13 protein-coding genes, 1 tRNA gene and 3 rRNA genes are annotated in these 18,780 nt (G+C 61.9%); 16 read left to right on the top strand and 1 reads right to left on the bottom strand.

Annotated elements, in window-relative coordinates; translation table 11 throughout:
• Positions 1-18 precede the first annotated feature (18 nt).
• From RI211_RS14640 to rrf, 16 genes are all read left to right on the top strand, one after another.
• Positions 19-489, top strand: a complete 471-nt coding sequence (locus RI211_RS14640) for a hypothetical protein (protein WP_315638521.1) — start codon at positions 19-21, stop codon at positions 487-489.
• Positions 482-3,112: a phage tail tape measure protein gene (locus RI211_RS14635; protein ID WP_315714332.1), complete on the top strand. Its 2,631-nt coding sequence runs from the start codon at positions 482-484 to the stop codon at positions 3,110-3,112. Before RI211_RS14640 ends, RI211_RS14635 begins: the two co-directional genes overlap by 8 nt.
• Positions 3,109-3,750, top strand: coding sequence for a hypothetical protein (locus RI211_RS14630; protein WP_315638510.1), 642 nt, complete (start codon positions 3,109-3,111; stop codon positions 3,748-3,750). Before RI211_RS14635 ends, RI211_RS14630 begins: the two co-directional genes overlap by 4 nt.
• 232 nt (positions 3,751-3,982) lie before the next feature.
• Positions 3,983-4,450: a hypothetical protein gene (locus RI211_RS14625; RefSeq protein WP_315638511.1), complete on the top strand. Its 468-nt coding sequence runs from the start codon at positions 3,983-3,985 to the stop codon at positions 4,448-4,450.
• Between the two features lie 86 nt (positions 4,451-4,536).
• The gene (locus RI211_RS14620; RefSeq protein WP_168428978.1) at positions 4,537-4,707 is read left to right on the top strand and encodes a hypothetical protein; all 171 of its coding nucleotides are present in this window, start codon (positions 4,537-4,539) and stop codon (positions 4,705-4,707) included.
• 39 nt (positions 4,708-4,746) lie between these two features.
• Positions 4,747-5,880 carry a fatty acid desaturase family protein gene (locus RI211_RS14615; protein WP_315638513.1) on the top strand — a complete coding sequence of 378 codons (1,134 nt, stop codon included), beginning with the start codon at positions 4,747-4,749 and terminating at the stop codon, positions 5,878-5,880.
• Positions 5,881-6,447: 567 nt separating this feature from the next.
• Positions 6,448-7,545, top strand: coding sequence for a tyrosine-type recombinase/integrase (locus tag RI211_RS14610; protein WP_315638514.1), 1,098 nt, complete (start codon positions 6,448-6,450; stop codon positions 7,543-7,545).
• A 25-nt stretch (positions 7,546-7,570) separates the two neighbouring features.
• Positions 7,571-7,975 carry a hypothetical protein gene (locus RI211_RS14605; protein ID WP_315638515.1) on the top strand — a complete coding sequence of 135 codons (405 nt, stop codon included), beginning with the start codon at positions 7,571-7,573 and terminating at the stop codon, positions 7,973-7,975.
• A gap of 14 nt (positions 7,976-7,989) precedes the next feature.
• On the top strand, positions 7,990-8,244 hold the full coding sequence (locus RI211_RS14600) for a hypothetical protein (protein ID WP_315638516.1): 255 nt from the start codon (positions 7,990-7,992) through the stop codon (positions 8,242-8,244).
• A 245-nt stretch (positions 8,245-8,489) separates the two neighbouring features.
• A tRNA-Ala gene (locus RI211_RS14595) sits at positions 8,490-8,562 on the top strand.
• A 139-nt stretch (positions 8,563-8,701) separates the two neighbouring features.
• A complete protein-coding gene (locus RI211_RS14590; protein WP_315638517.1) occupies positions 8,702-9,430 on the top strand; it encodes a GntR family transcriptional regulator in 729 nt (242 codons plus the stop codon).
• A 153-nt stretch (positions 9,431-9,583) separates the two neighbouring features.
• Positions 9,584-10,795 (top strand): alpha-hydroxy acid oxidase, encoded by a 1,212-nt coding sequence (locus RI211_RS14585; RefSeq protein WP_315638518.1) that lies wholly within the window; start codon positions 9,584-9,586, stop codon positions 10,793-10,795.
• Positions 10,796-10,837: 42 nt separating this feature from the next.
• Positions 10,838-12,226 (top strand): MFS transporter, encoded by a 1,389-nt coding sequence (locus tag RI211_RS14580; RefSeq protein WP_315638519.1) that lies wholly within the window; start codon positions 10,838-10,840, stop codon positions 12,224-12,226.
• Between the two features lie 458 nt (positions 12,227-12,684).
• A 16S ribosomal RNA gene (locus RI211_RS14575) occupies positions 12,685-14,209 on the top strand.
• A gap of 415 nt (positions 14,210-14,624) precedes the next feature.
• Positions 14,625-17,727: ribosomal RNA gene (locus RI211_RS14570) — 23S ribosomal RNA — on the top strand.
• A gap of 111 nt (positions 17,728-17,838) precedes the next feature.
• Positions 17,839-17,955: ribosomal RNA gene (gene rrf / locus RI211_RS14565) — 5S ribosomal RNA — on the top strand.
• Together the 16S, 23S and 5S rRNA genes form the textbook arrangement of a ribosomal RNA operon.
• Positions 17,956-18,037: 82 nt before the next feature.
• Here rrf and RI211_RS14560 read toward each other — a convergent pair.
• The gene (locus tag RI211_RS14560) at positions 18,038-18,775 is read right to left on the bottom strand and encodes an IclR family transcriptional regulator (protein ID WP_315638429.1); all 738 of its coding nucleotides are present in this window, start codon (positions 18,773-18,775) and stop codon (positions 18,038-18,040) included.
• Positions 18,776-18,780 lie beyond the last annotated feature (5 nt).

Genomic DNA, 18,780 nt, shown 5'->3' with positions numbered 1-18,780 from the left:
GGACTGAAAGGACTTCCGATGACGGATTTGAAGACGCTGATTGAGAAACAGAAGCGTATGGCCGAGGAGCTGGTGGCTGAGGCTGAGGCGTACTACGAGAAGGTTGGGCCGGTTGAGGTGGAGACCGTGTTCGGTGACAAGCTCGCGACCTTCCGGGTGCCGTTCATGCACCCGAGTGAGTTCAGTGAGCTCGCTGACCGGTTTCCGCCGCGGCCGGGTGTGGCGGTGGATATGCCGTTGTGGTTCAACCTGGACGCCGTTGCGAGGAACTACCCGGGGGTGACGCTCGTCGTTGATGGCGAGGAGGACGACTTGTTCCGGGCGCGGGAGAAGCAGGCGGTCTACGTGTGGCCGGAGCTGTACCCGCAGATGCCTCCGGAAGATCAGAAGGAGTTCCGGATGGCGGTGTGGGCTCTGAATGTGTGGGAGCCGAACCAGCGGCGTGAACAGCTGCTGGCTCGTGGGGAGAAGGAGGCCGTTGATGGCTGAACGGGCGGTGAAGGTTCGACTTTCCGCGGTGGTCGCGGACTATGAAAAGTCGATGCGTGACGCGGCAAATGCGACCGCGACAGTTGGCACGGAGGCGGAGAAGCTGGCGCAGAAAAAGCAGGCGTTTCAGCAGCTTGGAGCGACCGGGCTGACGATGGGCGCCCTGCTGACGGCTGGGCTTGCTGCGGCGACGAAAGCGAGCATGGACTTCGATGCTCAGATGTCGAACGTGCAGGCGGCTACTCACGAGACTGCCGCGAACATGGGCTTGTTGCGTCAGGCGGCTCTGGATGCGGGCGAGTCGACGGTGTTCTCCGCTACGGAGTCTGCGCAGGCGATCGAGGAGCTTGCGAAGGCGGGCGTTTCGACGAAGGACATCCTCGGTGGCGGCCTGGCAGGTGCTCTGGATCTCGCGGCTGCTGGTGGCCTGGATGTTGCGACGGCTGCGGGGATCGCGGCCACGTCGTTGCAGCAGTTCAACCTTGAGGGTTCGGACATGGCTCACGTCGCGGACCTGCTTGCTGCTGGTGCTGGCAAGGCGATGGGTGACGTGTCTGACTTGTCGCAGGCATTGAATCAATCGGCGCTTGTCGCGAAGCAGACGGGTCTGTCGATTGAGGAGACGACTGCGGGTCTGGCGGCGTTCGCTTCCGCGGGCCTTCTCGGTTCGGACGCTGGTACGTCGTTCAAGACGATGTTGCAGGCTTTGAATCCGACGTCCGCGCAGGCGGCAACGTTGATGGAGAAGTACAACTTGCAGGCGTACGACGCTCAGGGGAACTTCGTCGGCCTGTCCGAGTACGCGGGCCGGCTCAAGGAAGGCCTGTCTGGGTTGTCGACGGAGCAGCAGAACGCGACTCTCAAGACGATCTTCGGTGCTGATGCTGTGCGTGCCGCAACGGTCCTCTACCAGCAGGGCGCGGAGGGCATCGAGAAGTGGACTGATGAGGTCAATGACCAGGGCTACGCGGCCTCCACGGCGGCTATGCGGCTCGATAACCTCAAGGGCGATGTGGAAGCCCTCGGGGGCGCTTTTGAGACGGCTCTGATCGATACAGGGTCCACGGCGAACGACACTCTGCGGACGATGGTGCAGGCGCTCACGGGCCTGATCAGTATGTACAACGATCTGCCTGCACCGGTACAGGCGTCGGTGATGGCTCTAGGTGGGGCTGCGGCTGCGGTAGCTCTCACGGGCGGGGCGGCTTTCCTCGCCGTTCCGAAATGGCTCGAATTCAAGGCGACGGTGGAAGCGTCCACCTGGACGATGAAAGGCATCGGTCTGACGGCCGGCGCCGCGGGTCTCGCCCTCGGTGGGTTGTTCCTCATCGTCGGTGAACTTGCCTCCCAGCATCAGAAGGCCCAAGCGCGAGCGCAGGCTTACGCGGACTCCATCGAGGACGGCACGAACAAGCTTTCCGATGCCGCACGCTCCACGGCGATCGAAGAGTTGCAGAAGGGCGGCGAGCTGCTGACGTTCAACTGGCAGTCCGCGTTCGACGCCGCGGAGAAGCTGGGCGTGGGGGCCGATGTGGTCACGGACGCGGCGTTGAAGAACGCGGACGCGATCGACGAGCTCAGCACCTACTACGACGCTCTGAACGGCGACCAGGAGGCGTTCAACCGCATCCAGGAGGAGACCGGAATGAACGCGTACGAGACTCGTGCGGCGCTCGAGGCAATGATCGGCGGCATTCAGAAGCAGAACGGTGCGATCGACGACGCGATCAAACTGAAGGGCCAGGAGGAGGAAGCCACTTCGACCTCCACGTCTCAGTCTGAGAGTGCCACCGATTCGTACGTCGCGCAGGCCGATGCCGTGCAGGATCTCAACTCGCAGCTCACTGGCCTGATCGACAAGATCAACGCCGCTAACGGGGTCGCTCAGGATGCCATCACCGCGAACGCGCGGTATCAGGACGCGCTTGTGGGCCTGTCTGATGTGGTCGCCAAGAACGGCAACTCGCTCGATGAAAGCACTGCGGCGGGGTCTGCGAATGCGGCGGCTCTTTCGGAGGTTGCTGCTGCTGCTCAGAGCGCGGCTCGGGCTCAGTTTGAGCAGGATCTGGCGACGATGAGTGCGGACGAGGCGGCGAAGAAGTGGAACTCGACGTTGGCTCAGCAGCGTCAGGCATTCATCGATGCTGCGGTCGCTGCGGGCTACAACGCCGGTGAGGTGAAGGTGTTGGCGGATCGGATCTTCCAGATGCCGAACAAGAAGACCATCGACATGCTCGTCGAAACCGCGTCAGCTCAGAACAAGATCGACCGATTCGTGACGTTGAACAACGGCCGGCGCGTGAAGGTGTTCGTGGACGCGGAGGGCGGTCAGTCGTTCCGCGTCGGAAGTAAGACTGTCGCGCCCGGGATGTCGACGGGTGGGCCAGTTCGCGGGCCGGGGCCGAAGGGGAGAGATTCCGAGCTCCGGATGCTCGCACCCGGTGAGCATGTCATCCCTGCCGACGAAGTCGATGCCGCGGGTGGTCACTCCGCAATCGAAGAGTGGCGGGCAACGCTCGCGGGAAGGCGCACTGGGAACCTGGTTGCGGCGCCTGACAGCGAGGCGATCTACATGGATGTATCGACGCACCACGAGGCAGCGATGCGGAGGGGATGGAAATGAGCCTGTTGATGGTCTTTCAGTGGGAAGACTGGGTTGAGCTCGCGGCGGACACCCTCGTGGTTCGCGGAGACGAAGACACACCCGCGATGTACTACCCCAAGGTGTATCCGATTCCCCGACTGAACATGGTGATGGCGGCGACGGGAACCGCGGAAGTTGCTGCGGCGCTACTCGCTTTCATCGTCAACAACCCCGACCTAAGGGACATCGGCGACGTCGACAACATCACCCCTGAGAAACTGCGGGACTTCCGCGCCCAGGTCGCCGAGGAGTATGGCGATGCGGAGACGTCCACCATCTACCTGTACGGGTTCCCGATCGGGTCAGACCATTTGGTGTCGTACACGTACACGTCGATGAGGGGCGGTGATTTTGAGTCCGAGCGCTTCCATGGGAACAGGTTCATGGTGAAGCCCGAGCCACAGTCGTTCACGCTCAACATCCCCTACGAGCTCGAGGACAGGATCACCCTGGCATCCTGTCTGCGCGAAGAGCAGCAGCGGTTCCGGGAGCGGGGGGAGAAGTCGGTCGCGATCGGCGGGGAGCTCTTGGCCTTCCGTCTTGAGCGGTCTGGCATTCGCCGGTCTATCTGGCATCGATTCCCCGACTACGACGAATCACTCCCGTCGTATCTGTGACTAAGGGGCCCGTGTCAGTTGTCGGTGACACGGGCCCTTCTCATCTCTTCCGACAGACTCATTGATTGGAGTTTCGTATGACCGCAAGACTTGTAGCTGTGGATGACTCGGACTACCGCTTCCCTGACCCCGTTCGCCAGGGAATCGCAAGAGTCGGGTGGGGACGGCTACCGCAAGGCGCGAGATGAAAAAGGCTGGGAGCGTCCACATGTTCAGGGAGTACCGTCCGAACATGAACACACAACTGAAGAACGAAGACGTCCTTGGGCTCGGAGCCGTGCTCGTCGGCTCCCTCCCCGCCACCCTCCTCACCGACGAGGCACCTGAACGGTATACCGTCGAAGCGGTGTTCACACGGAAGGCCGACCCAGACGAAGTAAGCGCGATCGAAGGCCTCGACATGCGCGATCACCTGGCGCAGAACGGATTTCCGACCGTCGAGCTTCACGTCTCGGATCGCAGGCTTGAGATCATCAACACCAACCTCGAGGAACTGCGCGATGGTCTCGCCGCAGTCCTCGCGGATCGCCTCGCGGAAACCAGCCGAGCTCTTGTCGCTGCCCGGGAGATCACAGCGCTACGCCACGAGGAAGCATCCATCCGCGAAGAAGAGCGCGCTGCCTCTGTTGCTGCCCTCGCAGGGTCGGTCGTGTTTCAACACCGCGCAGAGCGTCCCGAAGACAACTCCGTAACCTCCTGACGGCGCAACCAAGCACGCCCGCCGCCTCGTTCGTCGAATTGTCAACGGGCATTCATTAACGAGACCTTGCACGTAGCTTCAAGGGCATGTGGACCGTACTGATCATCCTGCTCGTCGTATGGGCCGTTCTCTCCGTCGTCGGTTTCGCCATCAAGGGGCTCCTGTGGCTGGCAGTGATCGGCATCATCCTGTTCGTCGGCACACTCATTTTCGGATTCGTCCGTAATCGAGCACGTCGCCAACGCCCACCGCAATAGTGGGCTCCGCCACTGGGGACACATCGAAACCAGGTCATCATGGATACGCCCCGTCGTTACACTCCGACCCGACCGCGCGACACCGCGGTCCCTCCGGGGAGTTCTTTCACCCCGCTGGCACAGCAGGTGCGTGAACTCGGGCTGCTGCGTAGGCGCTACGGCTACTACTGGACGAGGCTTGTCGCCGCCCCGGCAGCGGTCGCGCTTTGCCTTCTCGTGTTCGCCTGGATAGGAGAGTCCTGGTGGCAGTTGTTCACTGGCGCCGTCCTGGCGGTCCTTTTCACTCAGATCGCTTTTCTCGGGCACGACGCCGCGCATCGGCAGATCTTCGTATCGGGGCGTTGGAATGACTGGATCAGCCTGATCCTCGGGGATCTTCTCGTAGGCATGAGCTATGGGTGGTGGCAGCACAAGCACACCCGTCATCACGCAAACCCCAACAAGCTCGGTTCGGACCCAGACATCGAACTTCCCGTTATCGCCGTGACCACGGAATCCGTCGCGTCGCAACGAAACCGGAGCTTCGCCTGGTTGCAAGCACACCAAGGACTGCTGTTCTTCCCCATCCTCTTGTTGGAAGGGATCTCGCTCCATGCGTCCAGCGTTCGACGCGTCTGCTCTAGGGGCCGGTTGCAGCGCCGGTGGGTGGAGATTGCATTCTTGGTCGTACGCCTCGTCGGCTACCCCGTGCTGGTCTTCTTCGTGCTATCCCCGGGTATAGCAGCCACCTTCCTGGCGGTCCAGGTGGGAGTGTTCGGCTTCTACATGGGCATCGCGTTCGCCCCCAACCACAAAGGAATGCCAGTCGTGCCGCGCGGCCTCGTGCTCGACTTCCTCAGTCGTCAGGTGAGAATGAGCAGGAACATCCGCGGAGGACGCTTCCTCGACGTGCTGATGGGTGGGTTGAACTATCAGGTTGAACACCACTTGTTTCCTTCAATGCCTCGGCCGCACCTTCGACGGGCGGCGCCGATCGTGCAGCAATACTGCGAGACGAACCGGGTGCCGTACACCCAGGTTGGCCTGTTCACCTCGTACGCGATCGTTGTCAGGTACATCAACCGAGTTGGGCTAGGCGAACGCGATGTCTTCACCTGCCCGCTAGTGCAGTCCCGGGCAGCGATCGGACCGGAAACTCTGCATAGGGGTTCCGGTGGGGCTGCTGGAGAGTAGAGTGGCGATAGAGCGCAGCTCGGGACTCTGGGGAGATCCCCTGGGACGGCTCCGGTAGGGGGCTCTCACCCCGAGGACTCGGGCCCGAGTGAGAGCCCTTCTCTAGCCGTCGAGAACAGCCAGTACCTGTTGCGTGAACAGATCGCATCCAAAGCGATACTCAACTTCACGCCCGCAGAGAGCCCTCGAAAAACCACGGCCAGATGTCCTTCCTCCGGCCGAGACCTGTTGAGCCTACGCGCCATGAACGACATCAACATCCGGGCCAGGCAGCGGTGATTGCACTCCCCCGGTCAGACCGGCATACTGGCTCCGATCCCTTCTCCGCCTCCCCGCGGAGGAGGGATCACTTAGTCGCGTCCCACTGTCGCTGAAATAATGGGGCGCATTAGCGGCACCAGATCGGTCGGATCTGACGGCTTAGCCGTCTATTCTGACGGAACCGACCGTGCGGGCCGTAACATCCGGATCGGTTGGACCTATGGTCTGTGCATGGCGTCTCGTCGCACCAAGGGAACCGGAACGATCTACCGAGACCAGCGCGGATACTGGACAGTTGCGGTACCCATGCCGCCCAAGAACGGCAGGAGACAGCGCAGTGTGAAGCGGTTCAAGGACCGCGGATCAGCCGTCGCATACCTTCAAGATCTCCAACGCTCCCGAGCGGGCACCGACCTGCCCTCCGCTACCGCCTACCCGTCCGGCGGCTCGACCACGGTCGGCGAGTGGTTCGACTACTGGCTTGCAGAATGCGTCTACCCGCAGCTTCGACCCAAGACCGCAGACGGGTATCGATCCATCGCCAAAACGAGGATCATCCCCGCTCTAGGCGCCGGTACTCCGCTCGCAGCCGTCCGAGCCGCTGACATTCGCCGCATGCATCGTTGGATGCGGGACGAGTGCTCCCCGACGACAGTTCGCAACGCTCATGTCGTCGCCTCACGCGCCTTCGATGCCGCCGTCCGTGAAGAGGAGATCGAACGAAACCCCGTCCGTCTGGTTGAGCAGCCACGGCCAGCACGCCCACAACTAGACGTCCCCACCACGCAAGAGCTCCGTTACCTTCTCGAAACGCTGAAGACGCGGCCGGACGGGCTCAAGTGGATGACGTACATCCTGACGGGTGCGCGCCGCGGTGAGGTCGTCGGACTCGAGGTGAACCGTGTCGGCTCGCACCTCGATATCAGTTGGCAGATGCAAACGCTTAGACGCGGTGACAGCGGTCTACCCATCGCCCCACCGGATTTCGAGTACCGGCACCTGTACGGGGGCTTCTTTCTCACCAGGCCCAAGTCGAAGGCAGGCTGGCGCACAGTGCCGCTCATCAACCCACTGCGGGACATGATGGAGCACCACCTCGCGACAATGGAGTCGAACCCATGGGGACTCGTCTTCACTCGCAAAGGCAGGCCGATCGATCCGAACATGGAGACGCGGTTGTGGCCGGCCGTTCAGCGGGAGCTCCTCGGCGAGGACCGGCACGTCAGGCTGCACGACCTCAGACATGCCGCCGTCGACCTTCTCTATGCCGCAGATGTCCCGGAGGAGTTGATTGTCGAGCTCGTCGGACACTCCACGCGCGCCATGACCCGGTCTTACAAGAGTCCCGCGCACCTCGACCGCCTCTCCCGTGCAATGACCGGCGTCGAAAACCTCCTCGCTTAAACGTCTCGGGCGCTATGCTCACGGCATGAACCGGTCACCCGCCGTAGCGCTTCTGATCCTGACTGGCGCGCTGGCATTCTCTGGATGCTCCCCGGCCACGACCGGAGAATCAAGCACGTCAGAAGCCTCGCCAGCGGCGGCCGCGCCCACAGCAGATCAGATCAAGACAATCGACGACGGTATCGCGTGGGCTCGGGCGCTGGACGAATCTGTGCCAGCCACCGAACTCAGCAACGGAATCCAAAAGGTGGGGGAGCTCGTCCCGGAGCAAGACATCTGGTTCGAAGCGAACAACACGATTGGGGCTGACCTGATCTCCCTTAACGCGGAAGTGCTCGCCGATCCAGACGAAGCGGGCTCCAAGGTCGACGACCTACAGGACATCATCGACGACCTCGAAATCGCGATCGACAAAGGCAACGCTCCATAGCTACCGAGAGAGACATGAACGAGGATGACTTCGAACGGATCGTGCGTCGGGTGGTGCGCGAAGAGTTGCATCGGTTCCACGTCGGCGGAGTTCGAGTCCGTACCAGAGTGGAGCGCGTTCAGAACCGAGCAGTTGCCCCCGATGATGAGGGTGCCAAGAACATCGCTCGGTTGTACGAGTACACCATGAGCATCGACCCAGACGGCACCATGCCCAAGGATGAGCTCCGACACCTCATGCGCATGAAGTTCCCCGAGTTCGACTTCTAGACGTGGACACACCCGTGGACACAAGTGCACCAGATTCTTGGTGATGGGGGCGGTCCCAGCCGGGTGCAGGATCCGCGTCATATCAGCGATTTCGGCCTATCGTGCCAGGATCCCGGACATGTGCACTTGGGTTCAAATCCCACCGTCACCGCCACCACGAAGGCCCTGCCTCCCCTGGAAACACGGAGATGCGGGGCCTTCGTCATGTCCGGGATCGCGAGCGTGATAACGTAGATGTCGTTCACGGGCCTATGGCGCAGTTGGTAGCGCGCCTCGTTCGCATCGAGGAGGTCAGGGGTTCGAATCCCCTTAGGTCCACAGGAACAGAACGCAAGAACCTCGCCCCGCATCCTCGCGGGGCGAGGTTCTTTCGTTGGGGCACGCGACCGATCCGATCGCTGCGATGAGACCGCTCGGCAGCGGCGGGGGTTCGATTCCGTGCCCCTAGGCTGAGGACATGGACGCGACGCCCAGCGAATCCGGCTCGACCCTGCACACGCATGCCGTCGACAGCCGGCGCCGCGCCGCAGCCCTCGGCGAGGGGGATCGCGTGCTGTCGCGCACGCAGAAGGTGTACGTGGCGCTCAGGGACGACATCGTCCGCACCCGGCTCGCCCCGGGCGAGGTCGTCATCGAACCGGAGCTGGCCGCGCGCTTCGGGGTGTCGAAGACGCCCGTGCGCGAGGCCCTGCAGATCCTCGTCGTCGAGGGGCTCGTCGTCGCCCTTCCCCGGCGCGGATACGTCGTCCGCCCGCTGGGCATCAACGAGGTGCGCGAGGTGCTCGATCTGCGCCTGATCATCGAACCGCCGATGGCGGCGGGTGCGACGCGCTACGGCAACGAGGCTTTCATCGAGGAGCTCAGCTCGATCCTGGACGCGCAGCGCAGCGGCTCCGGCACGGCGGAGCTGACCGATGCGGCGCGCGCATTCCACGAGTGCATCCTCGGCGCGGCGCGCAACGCTCGGGCCAAGACGCTCATGAGCGGCCTGTTCGACGAGACGACACGGAGTCATCACCTGATCCCGGCGATCGATGCGCGTATCCACTCGGACGTCGAGAACAACGGGCACCAGCAGGTGCTGGAGGCGCTCCGCACCGGCGACCCGCGCGCCGCCGAGGAGGCCATGCGCGGCCACCTCGTGGAGCTGAGGGAGTTCGTCCTCCAGGCATTCCTCGAAGCCTGACCCGCGCTCGACGCGAACGAGCGACCCTCTGCTCGCCCCAGATATATCTGAAGCATATCGCTATTGTGCCCAAGATATTTGGTGGCTATGGTGGTGCCGACACCGCGGTCGGCTCTCCGGCCGCCCCGGGGCTGCCGAGAGGAACCAGGACTTTTGCGACGCCGCATCCGCACCTTCACCGAGCTGCTGAGCTTCGCTCCGCCGGCGCTTCCCACCGAGGCGACGCGCGTGGCGGAGGCACGTAGCCTCGGCGACCTCCGCCGGCTCGCGAAGCGTCGCGTGCCCGGATTCGTCTTCGACTACGTCGAGGGTGCCGCGGTGACCGAGCAAGCCGCCCGAGACAACGAGTCGGCCTTCGCCCGCCGGAGGTTCGTGCCCTCCGTCACGGAGAGCGCAGCCGGAGCGTCGCTCACCACCCGCCTGCTGGGACGCGAGCATGCGATGCCGATCGGCATCGCCCCCATCGGCCTCACCGCCCTCATGCGCGCGGCCGGCGAGACCGACGGGGTCCGCGCGGCTGCGAACCGCGATGTGCCGTTCGTGCTCTCCACGATGGGCACGCGGAGCATCGAGGACGTCGCCGACGCGGCGCCCGCTGCGCGCCGATGGTTCCAGCTCTACCTGCGGCGGGATCGTGCTGCGTCGCTCGCCCTCATCGAGCGGGCTGCTGCGGCGGGTTTCGACACCCTCGTGCTGACCGTCGACACCCGGGTGCCCGGGCAGCGCTACCGCGACGACCGCAACCGACTCTCGATGCCGCCGCGTCTGACGCTGCGCACCGCCGTGCAGTCGGCGCTGCATCCCGCGTGGTCACTCGATCTGCTGGCACACGATGCACCGGCCATGGCGAACTTCGGGCCCCGATCCGGAAGCGTCACCGACGTGGTCAGCAGCATGTTCGATCCCGCGCTGTCCTTGGACGACGTGCGCTGGCTGCGGGGGAACTGGAACGGGCCGATCGTCGTGAAGGGCGTGCTCTCCGCCATCGACGCCGAGCGCTTCATCGACGCCGGAGCGGACGCCATCTGGGTCTCCAACCACGGCGGTCGTCAACTCGACCGTGCGATCGCGCCCATCGAGGTCGTCGGTGCGGTGCGCGCCGCCGTCGGCGACGACGTCCCGATCCTCCTCGACTCCGGCATCCGCAGCGGCCTCGACGTCGTGGCCGCGATCGCGTGCGGAGCCGACTTCGTCTTCCTCGGCCGGGGGTACATGTACGGCCTCATGGCAGGCGGACGGATCGGGGTGGAGCGAGCACTCGACCTCGTGGCGAACGAGACCCTGTCGACGATGCAGCTTCTCGGCGTGCGCACGACCGCCGAACTACGCGGCCGGGGGACCACGGTCCTCGCGCCGACCGGATAACCACGACCACGCCAGCACTTTTCAATGACGAAAGGACACCCCATGGCCAATGAACAGCAGCGCACCATGACCCCGCAGGCGAGGCGGGCGATCGCCGCAGCCTATTTCGGCACGCTCATCGAGTGGTACGACTACGCGCTCTACGGCGCCGCCGCCGGCCTCGTGATCGGCCCGCTCTTCTTCCCGGACGTCATCCCCGCCTCCGCCTCGATGCTCGCCTTCGCGACCTTCGCCGTCGGGTTCGTGGTGCGGCCGCTCGGCGGCCTGATCATCTCCCACCTCGGCGACCGGGTCGGCCGGAAGCCCGCGATGATCCTGACCATCGTGCTCATGGGGATCGCGACCGTGGGCATCGGGCTCCTCCCGACTGCCGAGGCGATCGGGGTGGCGGCGCCGATCCTGCTGATCCTGTTCCGCTTCATCCAGGGCTTCGGCGCCGGTGCGGAACTCGCCGGTGCGCTCACGCTCGTCGCCGAGTACGCCCCCGAGCGGCGGCGCGGCCGGGTCATCGGACTGGTCACCTCGGGTGCCCCCGGTGGAGCCTTCCTCGCGACGCTGGCCTTCACCTTCGCCTCGATGCTGCCCGGCGACGTGCTCCTCGGCGGGGCCTGGCGCATTCCGTTCCTGGTCTCCGCCGTCCTGTTCGTCCTGGCGCTCTGGATCCGTCGTCGCCTCGAGGAGACGCCCGAGTACCGGGACGCGGTGACGAACGCGGAGCAGTCCGCGACGAAGGTGCCCTTGGCGGAGCTGTTCCGCCGCAGCCCCCGCGAGCTCGTCATCGGCTTCTTCAGCGTCTGCGGGCACAACGTGACGAACTACGTCCTGAGCGCCTTCGCGCTGAGCTACCTCACGCTGACGGTCGGGATGCCCCGGGTCGAGGCGCTGATCGCTGTCCTGGTGTCCTCACTGCTCACCGCCTTCGCTCCTGTCCTCGGCGGCGTCGCGGTCGATCGCTTCGGGGCCAAGCGCGTGGTGATGTTCGGCTCGGTCGCCGGGATCGTCCTCACGTACCCGGTCTTCCTCTCCCTGCAGTCCGGCGACCCGGTGCTGGCTGCTCTCGGGATGACGGCGCTCGGCGTCATCGCCGTGGGTGCGACCGCGGCGTCCACCGGGACCTTCCTCACGAACCTCTTCCCGACCCGGTACCGCTTCACCGGCGTCGCGACGGCCCGGGAGCTCAATGGAGCGCTGGTCGCCGGCCCGACTCCGCTCATCGCCACCGCGCTCGTCGCGGCCGCCGGGGGAGGGCTCTGGCTCGTGGTGCTGTTCGTCATCGCCGCCTGCCTCGTGTCGCTCCTGGCCGTCGTCGCGACGCCGAAGCGCATCGGCGACCTGCAGCCCGAGGAGGCGTCCCGTCCTTCGGTGACCGCGCCGGCCGAGAGGGTGTCGGACGGAGCGGGAGGAGGCGACACGCCCGGGAGTCTGCGGTGATTTGCCCGATGCCTGGAACCCACGTAAGTTATTACCTGTTCGCCCCAAACGGTTGAGCGGAGGTCCTCGGACCGGCTCCCGTCAAGCAGCTAACACCTCCCGAATCCCACACACTCACTGAGTGAACAGGATGAAGGATGCTGATCCGTTCCCACGGTCAGGCCGAAGAAACTCGGACTTGACAACGGAAACGAGATCGGTAAGATAGAGAAGTTGCCCTGCGGGCCTGGTCGTGATGGCTGGGTCGTGGGAGCATCCGATCCTTGAGAACTCAACAGCGTGCACTTGTCAAATGCCAAATTATCCTCGTCTAGCTTCGGCTGGGTGAGAATTCCTTTGGATCAAAGACCAGCCCTTCCGGGGGCTGGCAATGGATGAAGTCAGCAATGAATTTGTCTCTTTGGTCAGCATCAAACTCGCTGCGTTCCGGTTTTTCCCCGGTTCGTATGCAATTTCTTTTTACGGAGAGTTTGATCCTGGCTCAGGATGAACGCTGGCGGCGTGCTTAACACATGCAAGTCGAACGGTGAACACGGAGCTTGCTCTGTGGGATCAGTGGCGAACGGGTGAGTAACACGTGAGCAACCTGCCCCTGACTCTGGGATAAGCGCTGGAAACGGCGTCTAATACTGGATATGTGACGTGACCGCATGGTCTGCGTTTGGAAAGATTTTTCGGTTGGGGATGGGCTCGCGGCCTATCAGCTTGTTGGTGAGGTAATGGCTCACCAAGGCGTCGACGGGTAGCCGGCCTGAGAGGGTGACCGGCCACACTGGGACTGAGACACGGCCCAGACTCCTACGGGAGGCAGCAGTGGGGAATATTGCACAATGGGCGAAAGCCTGATGCAGCAACGCCGCGTGAGGGATGACGGCCTTCGGGTTGTAAACCTCTTTTAGCAGGGAAGAAGCGAAAGTGACGGTACCTGCAGAAAAAGCGCCGGCTAACTACGTGCCAGCAGCCGCGGTAATACGTAGGGCGCAAGCGTTATCCGGAATTATTGGGCGTAAAGAGCTCGTAGGCGGTTTGTCGCGTCTGCTGTGAAATCCCGAGGCTCAACCTCGGGCCTGCAGTGGGTACGGGCAGACTAGAGTGCGGTAGGGGAGATTGGAATTCCTGGTGTAGCGGTGGAATGCGCAGATATCAGGAGGAACACCGATGGCGAAGGCAGATCTCTGGGCCGTAACTGACGCTGAGGAGCGAAAGGGTGGGGAGCAAACAGGCTTAGATACCCTGGTAGTCCACCCCGTAAACGTTGGGAACTAGTTGTGGGGTCCATTCCACGGATTCCGTGACGCAGCTAACGCATTAAGTTCCCCGCCTGGGGAGTACGGCCGCAAGGCTAAAACTCAAAGGAATTGACGGGGACCCGCACAAGCGGCGGAGCATGCGGATTAATTCGATGCAACGCGAAGAACCTTACCAAGGCTTGACATATACGAGAACGGGCCAGAAATGGTCAACTCTTTGGACACTCGTAAACAGGTGGTGCATGGTTGTCGTCAGCTCGTGTCGTGAGATGTTGGGTTAAGTCCCGCAACGAGCGCAACCCTCGTTCTATGTTGCCAGCACGTAATGGTGGGAACTCATGGGATACTGCCGGGGTCAACTCGGAGGAAGGTGGGGATGACGTCAAATCATCATGCCCCTTATGTCTTGGGCTTCACGCATGCTACAATGGCCGGTACAAAGGGCTGCAATACCGTGAGGTGGAGCGAATCCCAAAAAGCCGGTCCCAGTTCGGATTGAGGTCTGCAACTCGACCTCATGAAGTCGGAGTCGCTAGTAATCGCAGATCAGCAACGCTGCGGTGAATACGTTCCCGGGTCTTGTACACACCGCCCGTCAAGTCATGAAAGTCGGTAACACCTGAAGCCGGTGGCCTAACCCTTGTGGAGGGAGCCGTCGAAGGTGGGATCGGTAATTAGGACTAAGTCGTAACAAGGTAGCCGTACCGGAAGGTGCGGCTGGATCACCTCCTTTCTAAGGAGCATCTGACGCTTCGGCGTCCAGAACCCAGATCGAAGGCATACGTTCTTCGCTGGGAGCTCATGGGTGGAACATTTGACATGGCATCGAGATCTGATCTCGGGACTAGTACGCCGCTTCGGTGGTTGGAAGGTTCTGGGTGAGGGGACCGGTGCCTGCACGCTGTTGGGTCCTGAGGGACCGGATGCGGATCCTTCGGGGTCTGGTCTGAACCTCTGGACCTCTTTCTGTTTGTCCCTGTGGGGGCAGGTGGATGGGGGTTCCGCCCGTACTTTGAGAACTACACAGTGGACGCGAGCATCTTGCAGCCGGCTTTCGAGCTGGTTGCACAAGATGATCTTAAAGATCATTAGTCAATTTCTGATTCCATCTTCGGATGGGGTCGAGTTTTTGATTCAAACTCATGTGATTTCAAGTCTTTAAGAGCAAACGGTGGATGCCTTGGCATCTGGAGCCGAAGAAGGACGTAGCAATCTGCGATAAGCCTCGGGGAACTGATAAGCAAGTTTTGATCCGAGGGTGTCCGAATGGGGAAACCCCGCTGGGCGGCGTGCCGACCTAGTGACTCCCGCCTGAATATATAGGGCGGGTAGAGGGAACGTGGGGAAGTGAAACATCTCAGTACCCACAGGAAGAGAAAGCAACCGCGATTCCGTTAGTAGTGGCGAGCGAAACCGGATCAGGCTAAACCGAGTGTGTGTGATATCCGGCAGGAGTTGCATATTCGGGGTTGTGGGACTCACCAGTCAGTTCTGCCGAGCTGGCGACGTTACAGAAGCGTATAGACGAACGGTCTTGAAAGGCCGGTCATAGAGGGTGCCAACCCCGTAGTCGAAATGCGTGTTCTGGCGTGGAGAGTATCCCAAGTAGCACGGGGCCCGTGAAATCCCGTGTGAATCTGTCAGGACCACCTGATAAGCCTAAATACTCCCAGATGACCGATAGCGGACAAGTACCGTGAGGGAAAGGTGAAAAGTACCCCGGGAGGGGAGTGAAATAGTACCTGAAACCGTTTGCTTACAAACCGTTGGAGCACCCCTGGTAGGTGTGACAGCGTGCCTTTTGAAGAATGAGCCTGCGAGTTAGCGATATGTGGCGAGGTTAACCCGTGTGGGGTAGCCGTAGCGAAAGCGAGTCTGAATAGGGCGATTCAGTCGCATGTCCTAGACCCGAAGCGAAGTGATCTATCCATGGCCAGGTTGAAGCGACGGTAAGACGTCGTGGAGGACCGAACCCACTTAGGTTGAAAACTGAGGGGATGAGCTGTGGATAGGGGTGAAAGGCCAATCAAACTTCGTGATAGCTGGTTCTCTCCGAAATGCATTTAGGTGCAGCGTTGCGTGTTTCTTGCCGGAGGTAGAGCTACTGGATGGCCGATGGGCCCTACAAGGTTACTGACGTCAGCCAAACTCCGAATGCCGGTAAGTGAGAGCGCAGCAGTGAGACTGTGGGGGATAAGCTTCATAGTCGAGAGGGAAACAACCCAGACCACCAACTAAGGTCCCAAAGCGCGTGCTAAGTGGGAAAGGATGTGGAGTTGCTCTGACAACCAGGAGGTTGGCTTAGAAGCAGCCACCCTTGAAAGAGTGCGTAATAGCTCACTGGTCAAGTGATTCCGCGCCGACAATGTAACGGGGCTCAAGCACGCCACCGAAGTTGTGGCATTGACATTATTGGTAGGCCTTCGTGGTCCAGCCGTGTTGATGGGTAGGAGAGCGTCGTGTGGCCAGCGAAGCGGCGGTGGAAACCAGCCGTGGAGGCTACACGAGTGAGAATGCAGGCATGAGTAGCGAATGACGTGTGAGAAACACGTCCTCCGAAAGACCAAGGGTTCCAGGGTCAAGCTAATCTTCCCTGGGTAAGTCGGGACCTAAGGCGAGGCCGACAGGCGTAGTCGATGGACAACGGGTTGATATTCCCGTACCGGCGAAGAACCGCCCAAGCTAATCCAGTGGTGCTAAACGTCCGAGCCTTCACATCGTCACCTTCGGGTGACACCGTGGAGGGGAGCACGTGACCCCATGCTGGTGCGGTTAGCGTATTAACAGGTGTGACGCAGGAAGGTAGTCCAAGCCAGGCGATGGTTGTCCTGGTGCAAGTGCGTAGGCCGAGTCGTAGGCAAATCCGCGACTCATACAGGCTGAGACACGATGCGGATAAAAAGTGGATGATCCTATGCTGCCGAGAAAAGCATCGACGCGAGGTTCTAGCCGCCCGTACCCCAAACCGACTCAGGTGGTCAGGTAGAGAATACCAAGGAGATCGAGAGAATCGTGGTTAAGGAACTCGGCAAAATGCCCCCGTAACTTCGGGAGAAGGGGGGCCTTCGACGTATTAGGACTTGCTCCGAAAGCGTTTGGAGGCCGCAGAGACTAGTGGGTAGCGACTGTTTACTAAAAACACAGGTCCGTGCCAAGTCGCAAGACGATGTATACGGACTGACGCCTGCCCGGTGCTGGAAGGTTAAGAGGACCGGTTAGCCGCAAGGCGAAGCTGAGAATTTAAGCCCCAGTAAACGGCGGTGGTAACTATAACCATCCTAAGGTAGCGAAATTCCTTGTCGGGTAAGTTCCGACCTGCACGAATGGCGTAACGACTTCCCAACTGTCTCAACCGCGAACTCGGCGAAATTGCATTACGAGTAAAGATGCTCGTTACGCGCAGCAGGACGGAAAGACCCCGTGACCTTTACTACAGCTTGGTATTGGTGTTCGGTGTGGCTTGTGTAGGATAGGTGGGAGACTTTGAAGCGGTGACGCCAGTTACCGTGGAGTCATTGTTGAAATACCACTCTGGTCACTCTGGATATCTAACTTCGAACCGTAATCCGGTTCAGGGACAGTGCCTGGTGGGTAGTTTAACTGGGGCGGTTGCCTCCCAAAAAGTAACGGAGGCGCCCAAAGGTTCCCTCAACCTGGTTGGCAATCAGGTGGCGAGTGTAAGTGCACAAGGGAGCTTGACTGTGAGACTGACAGGTCGAGCAGGGACGAAAGTCGGGACTAGTGATCCGGCAGTGGCTTGTGGAAGCGCTGTCGCTCAACGGATAAAAGGTACCTCGGGGATAACAGGCTGATCTTGCCCAAGAGTCCATATCGACGGCATGGTTTGGCACCTCGATGTCGGCTCGTCGCATCCTGGGGCTGGAGTAGGTCCCAAGGGTTGGGCTGTTCGCCCATTAAAGCGGTACGCGAGCTGGGTTTAGAACGTCGTGAGACAGTTCGGTCCCTATCCGCTGCGCGCGTAGGAAGTTTGAGAGGATCTGACCCTAGTACGAGAGGACCGGGTTGGACGAACCTCTGGTGTGTCAGTTGTTCCGCCAGGAGCACCGCTGATTAGCTACGTTCGGGATGGATAACCGCTGAAAGCATCTAAGCGGGAAGCCGGCCTCAAGATGAGACTTCCATACCTTCGGGTGAGAGGCTCCCAGCCAGACTACTGGGTTGATAGGCCAGATGTGGAAGCACGGTAACGTGTGCAGCTGACTGGTACTAATAAGCCGATGACTTGATAACACACCGTTTGTTGGTGCTTGCGTCCACTGAGTGGTTCTCGATGTACGGTCGAGAACTACCTTCAACAATGATTCATCATTGCTTTAGGTTTGATTGAAACATCAATAGTGTTTCGGCGGCCATAGCGTGAGGGAAACGCCCGGTCACATTCCGAACCCGGAAGCTAAGCCTCACAGCGCCGATGGTACTGCAGGGGGGACCCTGTGGGAGAGTAGGACACCGCCGGACTCCTTTTAGACAAGAAGGCCACCCAATGCTGGGTGGCCTTCTTGCGTTAACGCGATCGCTCCGCGCGCCCCGCGGGACGGACTCAGCGCGCCAGGCGTGCCTCGAGCGTCGCCGCGGTCTCGTGTACCGCTTTCGCCAGCGCAGATTCCCTGCCGTCGTCGTCGGCCCAGGTGACCGCCACGGCGGCGACCGGCCATCCCGCAGCGTCCCGCACCACTGCGCCCACGGAGCGCAGTCCGTCCGCGACCTCGCCGTCCTCGGTCGCATACTCGCGGACCCGTACTTCGCGAAGGAGTTCGCGCAGTTCGCCGGGCCTACGGGGACCGCGTCCCGTGCGGTCGGAGAAGGCCGAAGCATTCGGATACAGCGCCCGCACCTGTTCTCGGGGGAGGGCGGCGAGCATGGCGCGTCCCGTTGCGGTCAGATGCGCCGGGAGGCGCACGCCCACGTCGGTCACCAGTGCCGGGCGTCGCGGCGCCCGTTCCTCGACGATGTAGAGCACATCGCCGCCGCTCATCACCGCGAGGTGTGCGCTTTCCCCGAGATGGTCGGAGAGTGCGGCGATGAGCGGACGGCCGAGCCGTGCCAACGGCTGCTGCCGCGCGTAGCCCCCTGCCAGCTCGAAGGCCGACGTGCCGAGTCCCCATCGACGCTCCTCACGGAGGTGCAGGACGAAGCCATGTGCGGCGAGCGTGCGGAGCAGGTGATAGACGGTCGACCGCGGGAGCGAGAGCTCGCGGGCGATTGCGGACGCCGCCACCGGAGCCGGTCGGCCTGCCAGGTAGCTGAGGATGCGCAGGGTTTGCGCGGCCGCCGGCACCTGAA

The sequence above is a fragment of the Microbacterium meiriae genome (assembly GCF_032364335.1).
Classification (GTDB): domain Bacteria; phylum Actinomycetota; class Actinomycetes; order Actinomycetales; family Microbacteriaceae; genus Microbacterium; species Microbacterium meiriae.
This window is presented reverse-complemented; position numbering and strand designations above follow the sequence as displayed.